The 18,294-nt window shown below is 44.4% G+C and carries 16 protein-coding genes; all 16 read right to left on the bottom strand.

Going from position 1 to position 18,294, the window contains the following annotated elements:
- Positions 1 to 22 precede the first annotated feature (22 nt).
- Positions 23 to 841, bottom strand: a complete 819-nt coding sequence (locus C9J12_RS16375; RefSeq protein ID WP_011219822.1) for a carbon-nitrogen hydrolase family protein — start codon at positions 839 to 841, stop codon at positions 23 to 25.
- A 48-nt stretch (positions 842 to 889) separates the two neighbouring features.
- Positions 890 to 4,780: a YhdP family protein gene (locus tag C9J12_RS16370; protein ID WP_107243695.1), complete on the bottom strand. Its 3,891-nt coding sequence runs from the start codon at positions 4,778 to 4,780 to the stop codon at positions 890 to 892.
- 20 nt (positions 4,781 to 4,800) lie between these two features.
- Positions 4,801 to 6,270 carry a ribonuclease G gene (rng, locus tag C9J12_RS16365; protein WP_107243694.1) on the bottom strand — a complete coding sequence of 490 codons (1,470 nt, stop codon included), beginning with the start codon at positions 6,268 to 6,270 and terminating at the stop codon, positions 4,801 to 4,803.
- 12 nt (positions 6,271 to 6,282) lie between these two features.
- A complete protein-coding gene (locus C9J12_RS16360) occupies positions 6,283 to 6,873 on the bottom strand; it encodes a Maf family protein (RefSeq protein ID WP_107243693.1) in 591 nt (196 codons plus the stop codon).
- Between the two features lie 105 nt (positions 6,874 to 6,978).
- Positions 6,979 to 7,467, bottom strand: coding sequence for a rod shape-determining protein MreD (mreD, locus tag C9J12_RS16355; protein ID WP_107243692.1), 489 nt, complete (start codon positions 7,465 to 7,467; stop codon positions 6,979 to 6,981).
- Positions 7,457 to 8,317, bottom strand: a complete 861-nt coding sequence (mreC, locus tag C9J12_RS16350; protein WP_107243691.1) for a rod shape-determining protein MreC — start codon at positions 8,315 to 8,317, stop codon at positions 7,457 to 7,459. Before mreC ends, mreD begins: the two co-directional genes overlap by 11 nt.
- Before the next feature lie 40 nt (positions 8,318 to 8,357).
- The gene (locus C9J12_RS16345; RefSeq protein WP_006232401.1) at positions 8,358 to 9,401 is read right to left on the bottom strand and encodes a rod shape-determining protein; all 1,044 of its coding nucleotides are present in this window, start codon (positions 9,399 to 9,401) and stop codon (positions 8,358 to 8,360) included.
- Between the two features lie 114 nt (positions 9,402 to 9,515).
- The gene (locus C9J12_RS16340; protein WP_107243690.1) at positions 9,516 to 13,121 is read right to left on the bottom strand and encodes a DUF6701 domain-containing protein; all 3,606 of its coding nucleotides are present in this window, start codon (positions 13,119 to 13,121) and stop codon (positions 9,516 to 9,518) included.
- On the bottom strand, positions 13,118 to 13,540 hold the full coding sequence (locus C9J12_RS16335) for an MSHA biogenesis protein MshP (protein WP_170111802.1): 423 nt from the start codon (positions 13,538 to 13,540) through the stop codon (positions 13,118 to 13,120). Before C9J12_RS16335 ends, C9J12_RS16340 begins: the two co-directional genes overlap by 4 nt.
- The gene (locus tag C9J12_RS16330; RefSeq protein ID WP_107243689.1) at positions 13,530 to 14,291 is read right to left on the bottom strand and encodes a PilW family protein; all 762 of its coding nucleotides are present in this window, start codon (positions 14,289 to 14,291) and stop codon (positions 13,530 to 13,532) included. Before C9J12_RS16330 ends, C9J12_RS16335 begins: the two co-directional genes overlap by 11 nt.
- Positions 14,291 to 14,908 (bottom strand): prepilin-type N-terminal cleavage/methylation domain-containing protein, encoded by a 618-nt coding sequence (locus C9J12_RS16325; RefSeq protein ID WP_107243688.1) that lies wholly within the window; start codon positions 14,906 to 14,908, stop codon positions 14,291 to 14,293. The genes C9J12_RS16330 and C9J12_RS16325 overlap by 1 nt, the downstream gene beginning before the upstream one ends.
- On the bottom strand, positions 14,905 to 15,408 hold the full coding sequence (locus C9J12_RS16320) for a prepilin-type N-terminal cleavage/methylation domain-containing protein (protein ID WP_107243687.1): 504 nt from the start codon (positions 15,406 to 15,408) through the stop codon (positions 14,905 to 14,907). Before C9J12_RS16320 ends, C9J12_RS16325 begins: the two co-directional genes overlap by 4 nt.
- A gap of 99 nt (positions 15,409 to 15,507) precedes the next feature.
- Positions 15,508 to 15,975 carry a type II secretion system protein gene (locus C9J12_RS16315; protein ID WP_107243686.1) on the bottom strand — a complete coding sequence of 156 codons (468 nt, stop codon included), beginning with the start codon at positions 15,973 to 15,975 and terminating at the stop codon, positions 15,508 to 15,510.
- 13 nt (positions 15,976 to 15,988) lie between these two features.
- The gene (locus C9J12_RS16310) at positions 15,989 to 16,579 is read right to left on the bottom strand and encodes a prepilin-type N-terminal cleavage/methylation domain-containing protein (protein ID WP_107243685.1); all 591 of its coding nucleotides are present in this window, start codon (positions 16,577 to 16,579) and stop codon (positions 15,989 to 15,991) included.
- A 25-nt stretch (positions 16,580 to 16,604) separates the two neighbouring features.
- A complete protein-coding gene (locus C9J12_RS16305; protein WP_227876383.1) occupies positions 16,605 to 17,024 on the bottom strand; it encodes a hypothetical protein in 420 nt (139 codons plus the stop codon).
- A gap of 46 nt (positions 17,025 to 17,070) precedes the next feature.
- Positions 17,071 to 18,291, bottom strand: a complete 1,221-nt coding sequence (locus C9J12_RS16300) for a type II secretion system F family protein (protein ID WP_107243683.1) — start codon at positions 18,289 to 18,291, stop codon at positions 17,071 to 17,073.
- Between the last annotated feature and the right edge of the window lie 3 nt (positions 18,292 to 18,294).

Genomic DNA, 18,294 nt, shown 5'->3' with positions numbered 1-18,294 from the left:
ACATTAATTCTGCTCTTGTCATTTATCGCGGGTGCACACTAAAACGGGCGTGCTCAACCAACGGCATATTTGTTCTTATAGTTTGACTGAAATCTAAATCTATATCAGCCGTTAACACACCAGTACCTTGTTGCTGACAGGCTAGTACCTGCCCCCAAGGGTCAATAATCATTGAATGCCCCCAGGTTTCTCGACCTTGATTATGTTCACCCCATTGCGCGGCTGCAATTAACCAACATTGGGTTTCAATCGCTCGAGCACGTAATAAGATATCCCAATGTGCTTTGCCTGTTACTTTCGTGAAAGCCGCAGGCACAACAATAATATCGGCACCTTGTTCTCGTAATGCGGAATACATTTGAGGGAATCGCACATCATAACAGATTGATAACCCAATTTTACCAAAGGGAGTCTCTACTACTTTTATCTCATTGCCAGATTGAAAAGTATCAGATTCACGATAACTATGGTGCTTATCTTCAATCTCTACATCAAACATATGCAGTTTATTATAGTGGGCAATACAGACACCTTGATCATCAAACAATAATGCTGTTGAAGTGATCTTGCCATCAGGTTGACTGATTGGCATCGATCCGATTAATAACCAAATGCCCAATTGTTTAGCAAAAGCAGCAAGTTCAGTTTGTAACGGACCATCGCCTAAGACTTCAGCATGGCGTTTATAATCACTGTTAGCACCAAAAACAAGTGTATTTTCAGGTGTCACGACTAAACGCGCACCTTGCAATTGTAAACCTTTTAGCTTCTTTTTTAGCTGGACAAGGTTTGCCTCAGGATCGGGCCCTGAATTCATTTGCACTAAACCAATCTTTGTCATAACTCACTCCCTGAAATTCTACTTTCTCTTTAGTTCATCAATCTATTATTACTTTTTATCGATTGACTCAGGAACAACGACCTCGCCTTTGAATCGAGAACGTTCGGTGACTGTTGGAGAATCCAATGGTCCCTTCACCAAATAATTAACCTGAGTAAAGACATCTAACACGGGTGACAATGCGGTTGATATTGCAAACACATACAATGCGGTTTGAGGCGCAACAGCAAAGGCCGTTAACACTGGTATACCCGATGTAAAGTCGGGGGTAAACCTGACTTGAGCATTAACCGTTTCATTCACTAAATTAGCAGAACCTTTAATGGTAAGATCGCCCGCTAACGCCTGCATTTTTATATTGTCGCTATTAAATATTCCGTTCTCAATTTTCCCCGACCCTTTGATGTAATTAAAGGCTAAGCCATCATCAAATACGCCAGAAAAATCGAGCTGCAGCTTTCTCATTATCGAATCAAGACTGAATAAACCCAATAAACGACCCGCGCCACCAACCCCACTAATAATGCCTTTACCTGTTTCTGTTTTGATTTCACCCGTCAAGGTTTCTCGATGAATAGACCACGGTGAACCTTGCCATTGAATTGATGCATAACTGCTAAATGAAGCATCCTGAATGCCACCCGAGATACCAAAACGTCCCATTAAATCAGAGCTATTTTCACCTTCGACATCAAAGGCTATTTGGGTTTCATTTTGATCGCCGTCTAAGGTCCAGTGAGCATCAAGATTCAATGCTGTCGCCCCAGATTTAACCAGAAGGTTTTGCAGCACCAACGTATTATTATCTTTGCGCAGTTTTCCTGATACTTTACCTAAGCTATAGCCTTGCAACCACATACTGTTCACCTGTAAATCTATATCAGGCATATTCGCCATCAAGGTTTTATCAAGTTCAGTGGCTTCTGGAATATCGCGCTGTGGTACGTATTTGATTTTATCCTGTTTATCTTTTGATAATAGCTTAGGGAAATTGAAGAACACATTATCTAACGTTAACTTTAACGGGTTATTATCAACCCAAACGGCATGCCCTTTTAACTCTCGACTATCAAGGGTAAAGCCCCATTGGCTCTGCTTTCTCTGTGCGTTAAATGTCAGATCATGCCAATCTAGAGATGCGAGAGTAAGTGTCTTTAATTGAATATCCAGCTGGGTCGGCATCGGTATTTGAGGCATGCCTTGCTTCTTTCCTTTTGCTTCCGCCTGATCCAAATTGCTCGTGATCTCGTTAATCAAATCAATCCATTGATCGCCATTAATACGATTACTATTCACTCGTACCTGATGCCCAGACAATGGCAAAGGCTTTAACTCTCCCTTCCCGAGACTTAAAAAGCTCTGTTTAATCACCGGGCGAGACTGAAGTAAGCTAATTTGAGCTTGATACTTCGCATCGGGCACGACAATTTCCCCTGATAATGCTTCGCCATTGCCGGTTATTTTTACGGTAGCAAGTTGCTTGGGAGACAACGCTCCCTCATAGGTTAACGGGTAAGGAAGATTACTGTTAATACGTGAAAGTGGGGCTTGTAAGTCCACCTTATAATTAAAGCCCGTATCGTATAGGTTCACACCAACAGTACCTTTCCATTGCGTCTGTCCTGATACGTGATTCAATAATGGATCATTCAATTGTTGCTGAAGTTTACTAACTTGCCAATTTCCACCAAGATCAATGTCGACGTTATAACCCGTATCAACACTCTTGCCATTAAAACCAACGTTGATCGGCTGTTCGAGTAATAAACCTTTTAAGTCAGTGGCTTTAATCACATCATTATCAAAACTTAATTGCCCATTAACCTTTGCTAACTGTATGGCAGGGGTTTCAATCGCTATTTGATTATCATTAAAATCAGCAGTACCCCACGCCCTAACATCTGTACCATCAAACGGAATATCGAGCTTAAGGCGAGAGGTAACAGGACCACTCACTTTTACCGTGGTTAATGCAGCACCAACAGAATCGACTAAGGGCGTCGCCAGCATATAGTCACGTACGGCATCCCCTTGCGCGGCAATATCCACCGTTAACTTTAAATGCCCATCAGGGCTGAGTTCTGATACGCCCGTGACACGAGAAGCGGTAGCTCCCATGGTGATCGCATGGCGAGAATCAAGGTACATGAAGTCATTTTCAAACAATAAATCTAATTGTAGATCCGTTAATATCGGCCAAGCAGTATCAAAGCTAAACTTGGCCTTTTTCAATGGCACTTTCGCTTGAAATATCCCTTCATTATTTTGATAAGGAAAATCAGAAAGCTCACCATACCAAAGCAACTGAGCCGCATCTGCCTTACCACCTCGAATCGCCGCTGAGAGGTAATCCGTTAAATCATGTCCCAATGCTAACGTAGGTAAATAACGCCACGCCTCTCCGCCATTATTGAGCGAGGCTTCACCATAAAATGATAACCACGCTGGCTTTTCTGCAGGAAAATCTAAACGAAATTCACCATCGACTTTTAAGTGAGGGGTCACGACATGCAGCTTGTCACTCCATAATCGCCAGCCTTGATCGTTTACCTGCCAATAAGCGGTTACATCCGCATTATCAATCTTTAAGGGGGCTTGAAAAACCTCACCATAGGGTAATACATCATCCTTCAGTTTTAGAACCGCTTTACCTGATGCTAAATCGCCAGAAATATCAGCATCTAACTTACTGATTCCCGGTAAAAGCTCCCATTGCTGCATACCAAAATGTTTTAGCTTTGCAGAAAAACGAGGTGACTCTTCACCAGTACTGGCAATGCGAATATCAGTTAAATTTCCCGTCGGCTTTAACGTATTCAGCATAGATACAGCGCTGTTATCCGCAGGAAAGAAGCTAGCCAAAGACTGTAAGCGTTCAATATCTAGGCTATTTACAGCCAGCATCCACTTTTCAGGCTGCCATTGAGCAACAATATCTAGATCGGGCCATTGCGTGTTATCTGTTTGAATTTTTAGGTTATCACTATCAACTCGCCAAGCCGTTACATCATCGGTTAACGTCGTTGGCGTTAAAGCGACAACACCTTGTTGGATCTGAATGCTATGTAGTTGCTCAGCCCTTTCCCATTCAACCTTACTATTTTCAATTTGAACGCGACTGTTAGTTATTTTGCCGTCGAGTAAATCTAACCACACCTCAAAGCCGATATCACTGCTCGTAATCTCGGTGCCTTCTGTTAACTGTTTATTCAGCCACGGCGTTATCGACAAGTTCTTAGCTTGCGCGTAAATATGCCCCGACAAACTCGGTAAATCGCCTTTCTCAGATAAATTAGCAATGACTTTAAGTTGACTAAGATGCGTATCAGCAATACTTACGACACCTTCAGCAAGGTGTTTACCGTTAACATTTACCCATTTCAATTCACTGATATCCACCTGCTTTTTTTCACCAGCAGGCGTAAACAACGACACTTTGGAATCTGTTAAAGAAAAGTCCCCAAGGCGAACAAAAAATAAACGCTCTAATTTCTGAACGGCAGTTGTGGGTTGGTTTGAGGGGACTTTTTGAGAAGAACTGGCATAAAGGTCAAAACCTGGGATTTGTGTTAAATCGATACCTAGTTGATTGATTGTAATATTTTTGAAAATGGGACGAAATTGCCAAGCTGATTGCCAGATATCAAGCTGCATATCAATCGAACCAACCGACGCCAGTGATTCAGAATTATCACTTGCCGCAATATCAATACCTTGCAGCATTAACGACGGACCAATACTGCGCCAGTGCCCTTCAACACTATCAATTTGCAGGCTCATGCCTGCCTGCTCAGATGCCCATTGACGGATCGGCTCACGGAATTCGTTTAGCTGAGGAAGAAAAAGACGCAGACCACTAATAGCAATAGCGGCCAGCACCAACAACGTCAGTACTAGCCACATTAATCCACGTACCAGACGAACTGGAACTGTTGTCACTCGATAACCTCTACAATCAATTACATCATCACTACATCAAACTGTTCTTGGATATAAAGCGGCTCAGGTTTCACTTTTACCTGTTTGCCAATAAAGACTTCCAATTCAGCCAATGCATGATACTCATCACCCGCCAGCACATCGCCAACAGCAGGTGACACATAAACCACAAAACGATCAGCATCGTAAGCACGATTCACTCGCGTAATTTCACGCAAGATCTCATAACACACGCTTTCAACGGTTTTAACCGTGCCACGCCCTTCACAAGTAGGGCAAGTGCCACACAGTACATGTTCAATACTTTCTCGGGTGCGTTTACGCGTCATCTCTACTAAGCCTAGCTGAGTAAAGCCATTGATATTGGTTTTAACACGATCGAAAGACAGTGCTTGCTCTAATGTTGCGAGAACTCGACGTTGGTGATCTTCAATCGCCATATCAATAAAATCGATAATGATAATGCCACCCAGGTTACGTAAGCGTAATTGACGGGCAATGGCTTTTGTTGCTTCGATATTAGTGTTGAAAATGGTTTCTTCTAGGTTACGACGGCCCACAAAGGCACCGGTATTAATATCAACCGTCGTCATCGCTTCTGTCTGATCAATGATCAGGTAACCACCAGACTTCAATTCAACCTTACGATCTAGCGAGCGCTGAATCTCATTCTCAGTATCGAACAAATCAAAAATTGGCTGCTCACCAGCATAGTAGTCAATTTTGTCATTCACTTCAGGGACAAACTCTTCAGTGAACTCTTTTAATTTTTCAAAGCCAAGACGAGAGTCGACCTGAATACGATCTAATTCTGTGCCTACAAAATCACGCAAAATACGTTGTGCTAAGCCCAGCTCACCATACAGCATCGATTTTGGCTTCAGCTTGATGCGGCGTTCTATTACTTTACGCCATAGATGCTTAAGGAATGCAGCATCTTGCCCCAGCTCATCTTCACTCGCACCTTCGGCCGCTGTACGAATAATAAAGCCACCAAGATCGTCACAGTGATACTTAACAATCTTTTTTAAACGCTCACGTTCTTCTTCACTTTCAATGCGTTGAGATACACCAACGTGGCTCGCCCCTGGCATAAAGACCAAATAACGCGAAGGTAATGTGACGTCGGTCGTTAGGCGTGCGCCTTTCGTACCGAGAGGATCTTTAATCACCTGAACAACAATGTCTTGCCCTTGGCGAACCAACTCCGAAATATCCAAAACTTGGAATTGTTTTTTCTCGTTTTCAGCAACACATTCTGTATGAGGAACAATATCTGATGCGTGTAAAAATGCCGCTTTATCTAAACCAATATCCACGAATGCAGCTTGCATACCGGGTAAAACACGGCTTACTCGACCTTTGTAGATATTACCGACGATGCCACGTTTTGATTCACGTTCAATATGAACTTCTTGTAGGTTTCCGCTTTCAATCATTGCAACGCGAGTTTCACTTGGCGTCACATTTACTAGCAGCTCAATGCTCATGGTTGCCTCAACTTATAAATTTAAAAAATTCTGAACCATGACGTCGGTTTCCACTAAAGGTAGCCCCATCACAGCATAATAACTGCCCTCAATTCGCGTGATAAATTTACCACCCAGCCCCTGAATGCCGTAGCTACCTGCCTTGTCTTGTGGTTCACCACTTTGCCAATATTTTTCTATTTCTTTTTCTGACAAGGTTTTAAACCAAACATCGGTAACCACTAACTGGGTTTCTTCACGCTCTACTGTTGCTACCGTAACAGATGTCATCACTTGATGTTGACGTCCTGATAGTAAGTTCAACATACGCTGCGCATCATTAAAATTTTTCGGTTTTTCTAAAATCATTTCATCAACCACAACAATCGTATCTGCCCCTAAAACAGGCATTGTTGCTACCGCCGTTTTAGTTGCATTGATTTTTTTTACACCAGCTGTCGCTTTATCTCGCGATAATCGCTGAACATATTGCTCTGCCGTTTCACTAGGTTGATGACACTCTTCAACATCAACCACTACACGTTCAAATTGGTAGCCTAATTGTGTTAATAGTTCTTGGCGTCGAGGCGAGCCTGATGCGAGATAAAGTTGTACTGCTGACATAACGACTCTTTAAATATTGATGTTCGGTACATAACCAAACTACATGAAACAAAAAGGGAGCAAAAACACGCTCCCCTTCCGTCATTGTCTAATAACAATGTAACACTAACGAATAGAAAACTTACGACGTACACGACGTAATAATAAAAATAACCATGGCCACAACAAGAAGTTAAGCAAAATCGCCCATAATTGTTGAGGGTCAAAGGTGATTTCTGACACTAAATACTCAGCCCAGAATTCAACCAGTTTACCCACCAATGTGAGTACGGCGATAATCACGGCTTGCTGCCACAAGGATAAATTCCGTAGCATCTGGAAATTTAAAGCAATGATGTAACACAGTATTGACATCATCAGCCCGCGAACACCGAGGGTTGAACCTAGCATTAAATCCCACAGTAAACCGACAACCAGTGCCGAACCCACGTTAACACGGTGTGGTAATGCCAATACCCAATAACACGTAATCAATAACACCCATGAAGGGCGAAATGATTCCAGTACTCCAGGCCACGGGGCCGCTTGAAGAATCAATGCAAAAATAAATGTAAGCCAAATTAGCATACGGCCATTAGGTCGACTACTCGCCACTTGTCGGTACCTCTTCTTGCATATTTTCTCGTTCGGTTGGCCATACTAATAACAAGTAACGCAAGCGATCAAATTGTACCGTAGGACGGGCTTTAATCTGCGCAAATGGACGTTTGTTATCAAATGAAAACTCGGTGACATAAGCGACCGGATACCCTTCAGGATAACGCCCACCAAGCCCCGATGAAACCAACAAATCACCCACTTCAATATCGGTGCTGCTTGGTACGTGCTCAAGCTGCATCAAATCACTCTGACCACTGCCTGATGCGATCACTCGGATGTCATTTCGTACAACCTGAATCGGAATGGCATGCGTTGGATCGATCAATAGTAATACACGGCTATTATGGGCACCAACATACGATATTTGACCCACGATACCTTTTTCGTTGATCACAGGCTGACCTTCATAAACACCGTCAATGCGGCCTTTATCGATCATTACCTGATGGCTATACGGATCAGAATCTACCGCCATCACCTCGGCAATCATCTTACGTTCATCACGAACGAAAGGTGAACCTAATAGCTCTCTTAAACGCTGGTTTTCTTGCTTTAACTGATCAAGCAATAATACTTCGCTTTGCATAACCAGAACATCACGCTTCAGTGCTTTATTTTCTGACAAAATACGCTGATGTGAGCTCACCTGACTTGATACACCATCTAACATTTCTCGCGGTAAGTTAGCGGCATATTGAAGGGGAGCAATCGCTGAGTTCAGCAAATAGCGTACGTTTGCAAAGGCATCAAGGCGGCTGTCGGCCAGCATAAGGCTAGCCGACAGTAATATGGCAAGAAACAGGCGTAATTGCAGAGAAGGACCTCTGCCAAATATAGGTTTCATGTAACGCTATAACCTGTTTTGTCGATTGCTTGGGGTCGCATTATTCCTCGCTAAAGAGGTCGCCACCGTGCATATCAATCATTTCTAATGCTTTACCACCACCACGAGCAACACATGTTAGCGGATCTTCAGCAACAACTACTGGAATACCCGTTTCTTCTGTTAGTAGACGGTCTAGATCGCGAAGCAATGCACCGCCACCCGTTAGTACCATACCACGCTCAGAAATATCAGATGCTAGCTCTGGCGGACACTGTTCAAGTGCAACCATAACTGCTGATACGATACCTGTTAGCGGCTCTTGCAGCGCTTCAAGGATTTCGTTCGAGTTTAGCGTAAAGCTACGCGGTACACCTTCTGCAAGGTTACGACCACGCACTTCAATTTCCAGTACTTCATCGCCAGGGTAAGCTGAACCGATTTCGTGTTTGATTCGTTCAGCTGTTGCTTCACCAATCAAGCTACCGTAGTTACGACGTACGTAGTTAATTACCGCTTCATCAAAGCGATCACCACCAATACGTACAGATGATGAATACACCACACCGTTTAGTGAGATAACAGCAACTTCTGTTGTACCACCACCGATATCGATCACCATTGAACCCGTCGCTTCAGACACAGGCATACCTGCACCGATAGCAGCAGCCATTGGCTCATCAATCAAATACACTTCACGCGCACCAGCACCTTGTGCTGATTCACGAATGGCACGGCGCTCAACTTGGGTAGAACCACAAGGAACAGCAACCAATACACGTGGGCTCGGGCGTAAGAAGCTATTGTCATGCACTTGCTTAATAAAGTGCTGCAGCATTTTTTCTGTCACGTAGAAGTCGGCGATTACACCATCCTTCATCGGACGAATTGCTGCGATATTACCAGGTGTACGACCCAGCATCAGTTTTGCATCATGGCCAACAGCTGCAACGCTCTTGGCTGATCCGTTGCGATCCTGACGGATAGCAACTACTGAAGGTTCATCGAGAACGATGCCCTGTCCTTTGACATAAATAAGGGTATTGGCGGTACCCAAGTCAATAGAGAGATCGTTAGAAAACATGCCACGAAGTTTTTTAAACATAGTCGTCGACTAATCCTGAAGGCTCAAAATTCTTTAAATTGCGCTAAATGTACCAAGGGGCAGGGATCGAGACAAGGTATCGTTTGTCAAACCTGCCACAGATCTGCATTTAATTTAGTTAAGCAGCTGATTCATGCCCTTTTCGCCCCGATAAATAATTCTATCGTTTCCACGGTAAACACCAAAGGTGACGACAGCTGATGGACTTTCATCACCGAGTCCACGCCAATTAAACTGAAACCAAGGCTGATTGGAGTAGCTGCCGACACAGAGCCCCTTATTTATATCAGCTGGTGTATTTGACGTTAATCGTAGCCAGAACCGAACTTGCTCACGATAATACTCGGAGGTTTTCGGATCAGCGGTTAGCGATAAGTTCTTACCATTGCTAACTTGACCGTCCCCAACCAAAATAGAGTTCGATTGATCCGGTTTTGTCGCCCAAACCACCTGCTTGCAGTAATTGCTGCCATTAAACTTGCTGGTGCTGTCATCGGTATTGAGCACAAACGCGGATACCGACGAATCCCAGTATTGTGCGCGGACAGGTATATTAACCACTTTATCGAACTGACTGTTTGCATCGTCAAGTTTAAGACGACCGTAACGGGCAGTAATATTACCCGCCAGCGCGATGGCCTTTTCCGGGGTTACGTGATCTGTATCACGTACCTCTAAGTCTTGGTCAGCAAAGTCTGTACAGCCTCTGGTAGCACAATCCGAAGGTATATTGGTCACTAACCCGACCCGCACATCATAAGGACCATCGGGTGTGGTGATTTTGGATGGTGGCGGACTGATGCTTGGAGGTGGCGGAGTTACCTCGCGCTTAAATCCTACCGAGGCATTCTCTAGCTTCAACACTGCCTTAGACCAGCTTTGCCCCCAACCTGATGGTAATAACGCGTTATCCAGACGCGGGGTTAGCTCATTCTTCTTGGTGTCCGTTACGCCGCCATCAATTGCCACTAAACCCAACGCTTCTTGATAACCTATGGCAAAATCACCGTAATTTAACGTCGCGCCTCCGACCAAGTTTTGCGCCTCAACCTCAAAGCTCGTCTTGAACGCCTGATCCATATAAGTGAACTTATATGGATCAGCGTCCACCAACGTACTATTTTTTAAGGTGAAGTGATGGGGATAAAAACGGCCCAGAGTACCAACGCCCTGATCCAGCGTCATTCCAAGGTATGTAGCACTAGCCTGTAACCACAGGCTACCCACTTCGCTCCAGCTTAAATTGCTGATAGTCAAACCTTGCATGCCGTCTTGTTGGGTTTTAAAACTATGTGTGCCAGTGCCTTGAAGCACACCTTGATCTCCACCATCCGGCGTATCCAGCAGATGGGTGAGGTTCAGCGGCGCAGAGATTAAATCATCGACAGAATAATAATTGGGCGTCGTCGCCACCTGACACCATTCACTCCCTGTAGTAACAATGTCGTTATTACTATCACCACTATTATCAAAGTCTGGATTCTCTAAACCCTGCCTCCAGATAATAGGTTTAAAGGTAACACTGAATGTTTCGCCTGCCGCCGCAAAGCCATTTCCTGACGAAGATGTACCGGAGAAATCTGTTTTACCACCAGCCGATTGAATACCACACAGCGCAAAGGTATACGGACGCGAATAAATAACCGCTTTGCCTTTCAGCCCTTTCCAATCCTTTTCATGGTCATCACAGTCTGTACTGTTGGCCTCGCAGTCTTTCGGCTTCCATTTTTTATCAAGCAACTCAAAGGTAATTTCTCCCGCATCGTTGTAGGTGACAGGGAGAAGCGCTTTTCCTTGCTTAAACTGAATTCTTTTTGTTTTTGAAGCACCATCGGCAAGCGTTGAACCATCAATATTCAGGCTCTTACTACCGGTTGTCGGTCGAACAAAATCCAGCGAGGTGATCTTTAATTTCTTCACTTCACCCTCAACGTTACCGTAATCTTCAATAACTTCACATTTCGCGCCCGTATCTGCCACCGCTTCTATCAATAACGTTTCGGTTTTGCCAGCAACCATTTTAGCGGGATCACCACCATTAATCCGAAAGCCAAAGGGTGCAAAACGATAAGGTCCTGCGTTATCACTCAAATCACCAGTCGCGCCTTCAATCGTGATCTCGCCAGCAGTCTTGCTCTGCAGCCATAACTTCCGCTGCCCACCGGGCAAGGAGGTCGTTATGTCTCCCTCGTTGCACTCTGCCGCATCTTCTGTCAGCGCCCAGCAACTGTTCGTCGAATTGGCCGAGGTCACTGACGCATTCAGTGTTCCGGAATAATTGGTATCGAGATCCCCGTTTTCTTTGCGTACGGAGAACGTCACCGGCATCCGCTCACAGGTCAAACCAAATGCAGTTTTCGGCGTGATCTTCAGGAGGTTCTTTGGTTGTGAGGTAAAACACTCGCTTCGTCCCTCAATCAAGGTCGATGATGAGTTTACCGTCAGGTTATTCGTCGTCACCGCACCAATAAAATGAACACCATTTGTGAAATTCACCTCTTTGGCCAATAACAGCGCCTTAACAACATTGTCTTTGCTAAAATTAAAGCTTGTGGCTGCGTCAGGCGCATAAATAACCAGATCATCGGGATTCCCACCGTTATTGATTGAGGTAGGATTATTAATATTTAATGCCTGCGTAATGTTGATGGTGCTTTTTTTCCCGGCCGAAATAGAAGCTGATGACGAATGGATAGTGAATGTTTCAAACCAATGCTGACTATTATCGGCTAAAACAACATCGACCTTGCCGTCATTAATGGTGAAAGACTTGATATAGCGATCCTGATCGTTCTGGAAAGCCACCGTCAATTCATTGCCCGCCACCGTAAGAGAGTTCAGATCCTCATTAACGATAAATATCTTATCGCCATCACACTTATCACCAATCAGTTGTGCCTTACATGACCCAGACAAATCAGGCGTATCAGAGGCCGCATCCAAAGTGACATCGGGCAGTCCATTCTGCCAGTCATGACTTATCTTAGGTGGCGTATTGATTTTTGGCCCACTAGGAATACACACACCGTCATGACAAGTTAATGCTCCACTTGAATAATCGGTAATGGAGTCAAATCCCACCTTCAGTTGGGCTGGGTTCACTGTCGAATCTAAATATTTTTCTTTATAAGCGGTGTTCCAGCCACTGATAAAATAATGAGGTGTCGTATTAGGTAGCACCGGGGGATTATTAAAAGTAATAGAGGAGCCTTGAGACCAGCTTTGCACTGGTGTCGGAAACAACTCACACACATCAATTTTTGGCGGTTCGGGTGGCTCAAGAGCTCCGTTGCAACTTAAATTAGTAACATTGTTTTCAGTCACAGAAATATTATTACTCATACCGGAAAGAACTGCAGGTACTGAAGTCACTCTGGACCATCCATCAGGATTAATATCCGGACGATACATATAATATTGCAGCTCTCCTGGGAAATTATTATTCTTACCGGGAATAAAATGCAGCCAGATATCATAACTGCCCCCTGTAACAGTCCAGACATCATTAATGACGGCTGATTCGTTGGGATTATTTGACCATAATATTTTTATGCGCGAGTTATTCCCTGTCGCAATAACACTCTCATGCTGACTACTGTTTTCTATCCTGAAGACAATATCAAATCCTTTATTGATCTTCAGACCTTCACATGTCGCATTTACCGACAGACTAAAAAAGAATAGAATCGCGCTGAAAGCCGCTCGGCAATAATGTTTCATTGTTTCAACTCCTTTGCCCATGCTTCCTGTACCCGCACCATCTGGTGCTTACCTGTTCCGCATGTTCCGGTACTTTCTAACTTATAATGTGTCACATTGCCTGCAGAGGTAGGGATAGTGAACGCCTCGCAGGTCACGCTAGTTCGGCAGTTATGAAAGTTTTCCGTCGCAATAGGGAAATCAACAGAAGCCGCACATAGGCTAACCGTTGAGCCGTCGTCGATCGGAAAGAGTCGATTCAGCCCCCACTCGATGCCACTATGCGCGGCAAACCAGGCGCGGGTTCCCAGTACTTCGCGGGTGGTGGTATCACTCTGCGACCAGTTAATTTTCATCAGCCCCATTGCCATCACCGCCATCACCGTAATGACAAAAATAGAAACCATTAATGCGCTGCCTTGCTGTTTGCTACGGAACATTGATCACCTGCACATCGTGGCTGTATTGGGTTTTCTCACCGTTCTGACTGAATGCCAACTGGAAGTGCACCAAGGCATTTCGATTTAACGAGGCGTGCTCTAGAGTGAAATGACTTTCAGTGAAAACAAGATGCTCCGCTAATGGCACTGCGGTAGAAAAAGCAGTGGTACCAATGTTTCTTATCGCCCGAGTTAACCGACTGCCGTCGATGCATAATCGGGCATCAATACCATAGATATAAAAACGCTCGGAAGCCGATTCACTGGCAAAGGTCGTTGGGTTATTAAAACTGATCGTCCAGGGCTGAGTACCCGCAACTTCCTTGATCGCGGCAGAGCGCGATGCTGACGTTAAATCTGCCATCCTGACTGGGTTGATCACCAGCCAGCGGTCTGCGACCTCGGCATCTGTACCTTCCACCGAACTGGACATGACTCCCTCTAAAGTGTCTATATCTTCAAGCGTCTGATTGGTATAGAAACCGGCATATTCAATCGGAGTGAAAGTAATACACTTGTTATCACCGGAAACCGTCAGGCTGTTGGGCACGGCATGGCGTAACTCCCGCGAAATGCGCTCGGCGGCAAACCGAGCCTGTGACTGCAACTGTTCTCGATCGCGATTTTGAATATAGCCTTGCGCGCCGAGCTGCAGATAACTGCCGATCCCCAAAGAGATCACACTTAACACAATCAACGACATAATAATTTCTATTAGGGTAAAACCCTGTGAGTATTTACTGACTGGCATTAGTAATTACTCCGGTAGGCTGAAAACTGGTAGGTGCCGTAGCGCCCCGCATCAACAGTCAGGTTGATCCGCTTGTGACGGCGATTGGCTTTAACACTGGCATCATCGGCCTGATTATCATGGTTCGCGTCATAAAAGACATCAACGGATACCACAAAATTCTTATATTGATCATTCACTTCAATGCCAACGACATCCGTGATCTTTCCTCGATCATCCGTACAGGTGCGATTCTCCCCGACCCAGCAACCGATATAATCATCAACATCATTTAACTGGGCGCGGTTTTCGCTATCAGGCCCCAGCGCTATGGTACAGATTGGTGGCGGCGGGGTCGTTAAAGGGAAATCTGGGTAAGCATTATCATCACAGCGAAACCGCTCACCATTATCATCACTATTGTGATCAAATTTGCGCGCCAGAATTTCTGTCATATACGCATTGGCAAGGGCTGAAGCTCGCGCCTGATAATGGGGGGTGGCTGATTGCTCTATTTGAGGGAATAAAAAGCTGGTCAGGGTCACCATCGCGATGCCCATGATCACAATGGCAATAATGCCTTCAATCAGGGTAAAACCTTTGCTCTTTATTACAGACTTAATATTTACGGGCTTCATACACAGTCACCTTCGCGGATAAAGCCTTCGCTGTTAATACACAAGCTGGCGGTTTCCCCATTACGGGAGTGAACCGTTACCTTGCACCCTGAACTCGTGGTGCAAATCCGCTTGCCGGTCGCGTCAACTGGGCGCCCGAGCAAATTGAAATAGATATTGGTTACCGATGTAGTGAAAGTAACTTCCGCCAGCTTACCCCGCAGCACATCGCTGAACATGTCGTCATTACTGCTGCATGCGGCTGGGCGACCGAAACGACTGTTTTCTTCATTTTCAACATTGGTGATAACCAGACGCTGGCAGGCATTGAGGGTGCCATCGGTTTGCATCGCGGTAATTTGAATTTGGCGGGTAATCGAAATGGCCTGATCGCGGGCGATATGGGCGGTAAAACTGCTTTTACCAATCAGGCGACTGGTCGCGGTGACACTAATGATCCCAAGCAGGATAATAACAATAACCAATTCAACCAGTGTAAAGCCTTGCTGGCGATTATTCATTGTATCTCCTGTTACTATAGATTTTTTATATTTTTTCAATAACTCTCATTATAAAGCTATTGAGAAAATAGGGCTCAATTGAGCCCTAAAATCAATTAATTAACAACCAGATGTGTCAATTGTTGTTTTTGCAGCACTTGTTGCTAGTTTACCTGTAGCTTGGCTATAAAGAACATGACAAGTTTTACGTTTTTCTGCGTCATATCCTTTGAAGGTAAACTTAATATTTTTTCCTGAACTGGCATCTACATCAAAAGCATCCCAGTCAGTGTTAAGGCCTACAATTGCATTACCTAATGCAGCAGAAGTTGATAAAGGGTACCCGAAAGCCAAATCAACGCCTTCTACATTCTTGCCTGTACCATCTCCCTCTACGCCTTCAAGAGCAGCTTTGCCAAATACAATGCCCGCAGCGCCATCTACAGCACCTTTCAGACCCTGTAACGATGCTTTTCGTGCATCATCTTGAAAATTCATAAACTTAGGTGCTGCGGTTACCGCCAAAATACCCAGAATAACAATCACAACCACTAATTCGATTAGCGTAAAGCCGCCTTGACGTTTCATAACTCACTCCTAATTATTGTAAATTTACTTCGACTTGGCCAAAGGCCGGTTTGTAAATAAATGAATGTCCCGCTTCAACATCTGTTGAACCTGAACCCTTGGTACCAGCCGAAGCTAGTTGGTAATAACGACACTGCTTGCTGGCATCCGAGCCTTCAACAGTGACGTAAAATAAATAGTTGCCATTGGTAGCATCTGACGATGACGTCGTTGCTAGCGGCGGGTTTTGTAATAAGTTCTTGATCAGATCTAAGCAATCATTCACATCAACACTGTTTGCATCACTTTTGTTACTTGCTTCTAGTGCAAACGGATAGCCGTCACGTACCGTGTTGTCATCTGTCGCTTTGGTTAACGCAAAGTCCGTACCATCGTAATTGACCTTATAATCACCATTGGTATCCTCCGGACGACCATACGCTTCCCACTGGGCGCGAGCGGATAACACCGCCGTGGCATAACCACCAGCAACACCTTTAATAGATGACTTCTTAGCTTCATCCGTTATTTGAATAAAACGAGGTAATGCGACAGCAGATAATAAACCCACGACAATAATGACAATAACTAATTCAACAAGGGAGAAGCCGCTTTGTTTTTTCATCTTTTTACTAATACTCTTGTCAATATTACAGCGTGACTTGCGTCAAAAAACCGTCAACATGTATTGTCTCATTTTCATAAGATAATTCCAGCCCTTTACCGTCAATTATCTGGTATTCACAAGAATTATAAACAGTTGAGTTCACAGTTTTTTTATTAGACAAAGTTATATAAGGTGAGGTTTCTTGATCACCAGATAATAAAAACCACATTTTATCGCAGTTTATTTGCTTTGATTCGATCACTATTGGCCATCCAAGCGTGGTAAAACTCAGGTCTATATTATTAACGGTCATATAATTAGGTTTATCATTAAGTTCCCATAAATTACGGAGACTTACCGCATTATTATAAAAGTTACTAACCGTCAATTTTACTTTTGTCTCTTCCAGTCTTTTATTCAGTTGTGACCATTTACCAAGTAGAACGGCTATTAGTAACAGCATAAGTGTCAACCAAATAAACCCTTTCAGCCGAGTAAACGGCAGTCGATCAAACACCCCGTGCAACATCAAGCATGCCCCACATTGGTAGGAAAATACCCAAGGCTAAAATCAAGACCATAACAGCAACAACCAACAATAAAAGTGGCTCGATGCGTGCTGTTAAGGTTTTCAAATCGTATTCAACTTCACGGTCGTAAAAATCTGATACTTCTAATAGCAAGTTATCGACTTGTCCCGTCTCTTCACCGACCGCGATCATCTGCAGTACTAACGGGGTAAACACCCCAGAATCGGTGGCGGTACTGGTAATACTGTTACCGCTTTCAATTCCATTTTTCATTTCAATTAAACGATTTTCTAAAAAGCGATTACCCAGCGCTTCTGCTGACATTTGAATTGCTTGGTTCAGCGGTACACCCGCCCTGATCATTAAAGCAAAAGTACGAGAAAAACGTGACATCTGGGCGCGGTTAACTATATGGCCTACCACAGGGGTTTTAAGCCGCCAACTATCCCAACGTTCTTGGCCATTTGGGGTTCGTCGCCACATTTTAAGTGCTAATCCACTGACAATTCCTGCCCCCAGCATTAGGGGCCAATAATGAACAAAGAAATTTGACGTGCCAATTAAGATCCGAGTCGGTAACGGGAGATCGACACCAAAGCGCGCAAACATCGACGCGAACTGAGGGATCACTTTAATATTCAATACCACCATCGCGAGCATAATCGCAGAGATCACAAACAACGGATAACGCATCGCGGATTTAATTCGGCGGCGGGTTTCCATTTCTTGTTCAAAATAGTGAGCTAGCTGTAACAAGGATTCATCCAGTCGACCAGTGTTTTCACCAACGTGAATCATCGAAACAAACAAGTCAGAAAATACCCGCCGATGCTGTTTCATCGCAGCCGACAGTGAATGACCATTGGTTAAATCGCTCATGACTGCATCCAGTGTTTCTTTCATTAATGGATGGCTAGCACTCTGGCCTAACCCTTTAATGGCCCTTAATAGCGGCACACCGGCTTTGGTTAAACTGTAAAGCTGACGACAAAAAATCACTAATGCTTCTAGTGGAATATCATTTTGAAACAATTGCTTAAAATCGAAGCTATCCCCTTTGGCCTTACCTTGGCGGATCTCTAAGGGAATAATGCCTTGGCGCATCAGTACATCGGCTGCAACCTCTTGGTTAACCGCTTCTACTTGTCCGCGTTGTAATTGGCCTTTGCTACCTCGACCACGGTAATTAAATACTGGCATCAA

This window comes from Photobacterium frigidiphilum (genome assembly GCF_003025615.1).
Lineage (GTDB): Bacteria > Pseudomonadota > Gammaproteobacteria > Enterobacterales > Vibrionaceae > Photobacterium > Photobacterium frigidiphilum.
The sequence above is the reverse complement of the archived record's forward strand: the minus strand, read 5'-3'. Positions and strand labels throughout refer to the sequence as shown.

Excerpts from the sequence above, each read along its gene's own strand:
- C9J12_RS16330 (WP_107243689.1), bottom strand. The coding sequence starts at position 14,291 with ATGCCAGTCAGTAAATACTCACAGGGTTTTACCCTAATAGAAATTATT.
- C9J12_RS16320 (WP_107243687.1), bottom strand. The coding sequence starts at position 15,408 with ATGAATAATCGCCAGCAAGGCTTTACACTGGTTGAATTGGTTATTGTT.
- C9J12_RS16340 (WP_107243690.1), bottom strand. The coding sequence starts at position 13,121 with ATGAAACATTATTGCCGAGCGGCTTTCAGCGCGATTCTATTCTTTTTT.
- mreC (WP_107243691.1), bottom strand. The coding sequence starts at position 8,317 with ATGAAACCTATATTTGGCAGAGGTCCTTCTCTGCAATTACGCCTGTTT.
- C9J12_RS16325 (WP_107243688.1), bottom strand. The coding sequence starts at position 14,908 with ATGAAGCCCGTAAATATTAAGTCTGTAATAAAGAGCAAAGGTTTTACC.
- C9J12_RS16310 (WP_107243685.1), bottom strand. The coding sequence starts at position 16,579 with ATGAAAAAACAAAGCGGCTTCTCCCTTGTTGAATTAGTTATTGTCATT.
- C9J12_RS16315 (WP_107243686.1), bottom strand. The coding sequence starts at position 15,975 with ATGAAACGTCAAGGCGGCTTTACGCTAATCGAATTAGTGGTTGTGATT.
- C9J12_RS16375 (WP_011219822.1), bottom strand. The coding sequence starts at position 841 with ATGACAAAGATTGGTTTAGTGCAAATGAATTCAGGGCCCGATCCTGAG.
- C9J12_RS16305 (WP_227876383.1), bottom strand. The coding sequence starts at position 17,024 with ATGCTGTTACTAATAGCCGTTCTACTTGGTAAATGGTCACAACTGAAT.
- C9J12_RS16335 (WP_170111802.1), bottom strand. The coding sequence starts at position 13,540 with ATGTTCCGTAGCAAACAGCAAGGCAGCGCATTAATGGTTTCTATTTTT.
- rng (WP_107243694.1), bottom strand. The coding sequence starts at position 6,270 with ATGAGCATTGAGCTGCTAGTAAATGTGACGCCAAGTGAAACTCGCGTT.
- C9J12_RS16300 (WP_107243683.1), bottom strand. The coding sequence starts at position 18,291 with ATGCCAGTATTTAATTACCGTGGTCGAGGTAGCAAAGGCCAATTACAA.
- C9J12_RS16345 (WP_006232401.1), bottom strand. The coding sequence starts at position 9,401 with ATGTTTAAAAAACTTCGTGGCATGTTTTCTAACGATCTCTCTATTGAC.
- C9J12_RS16360 (WP_107243693.1), bottom strand. The coding sequence starts at position 6,873 with ATGTCAGCAGTACAACTTTATCTCGCATCAGGCTCGCCTCGACGCCAA.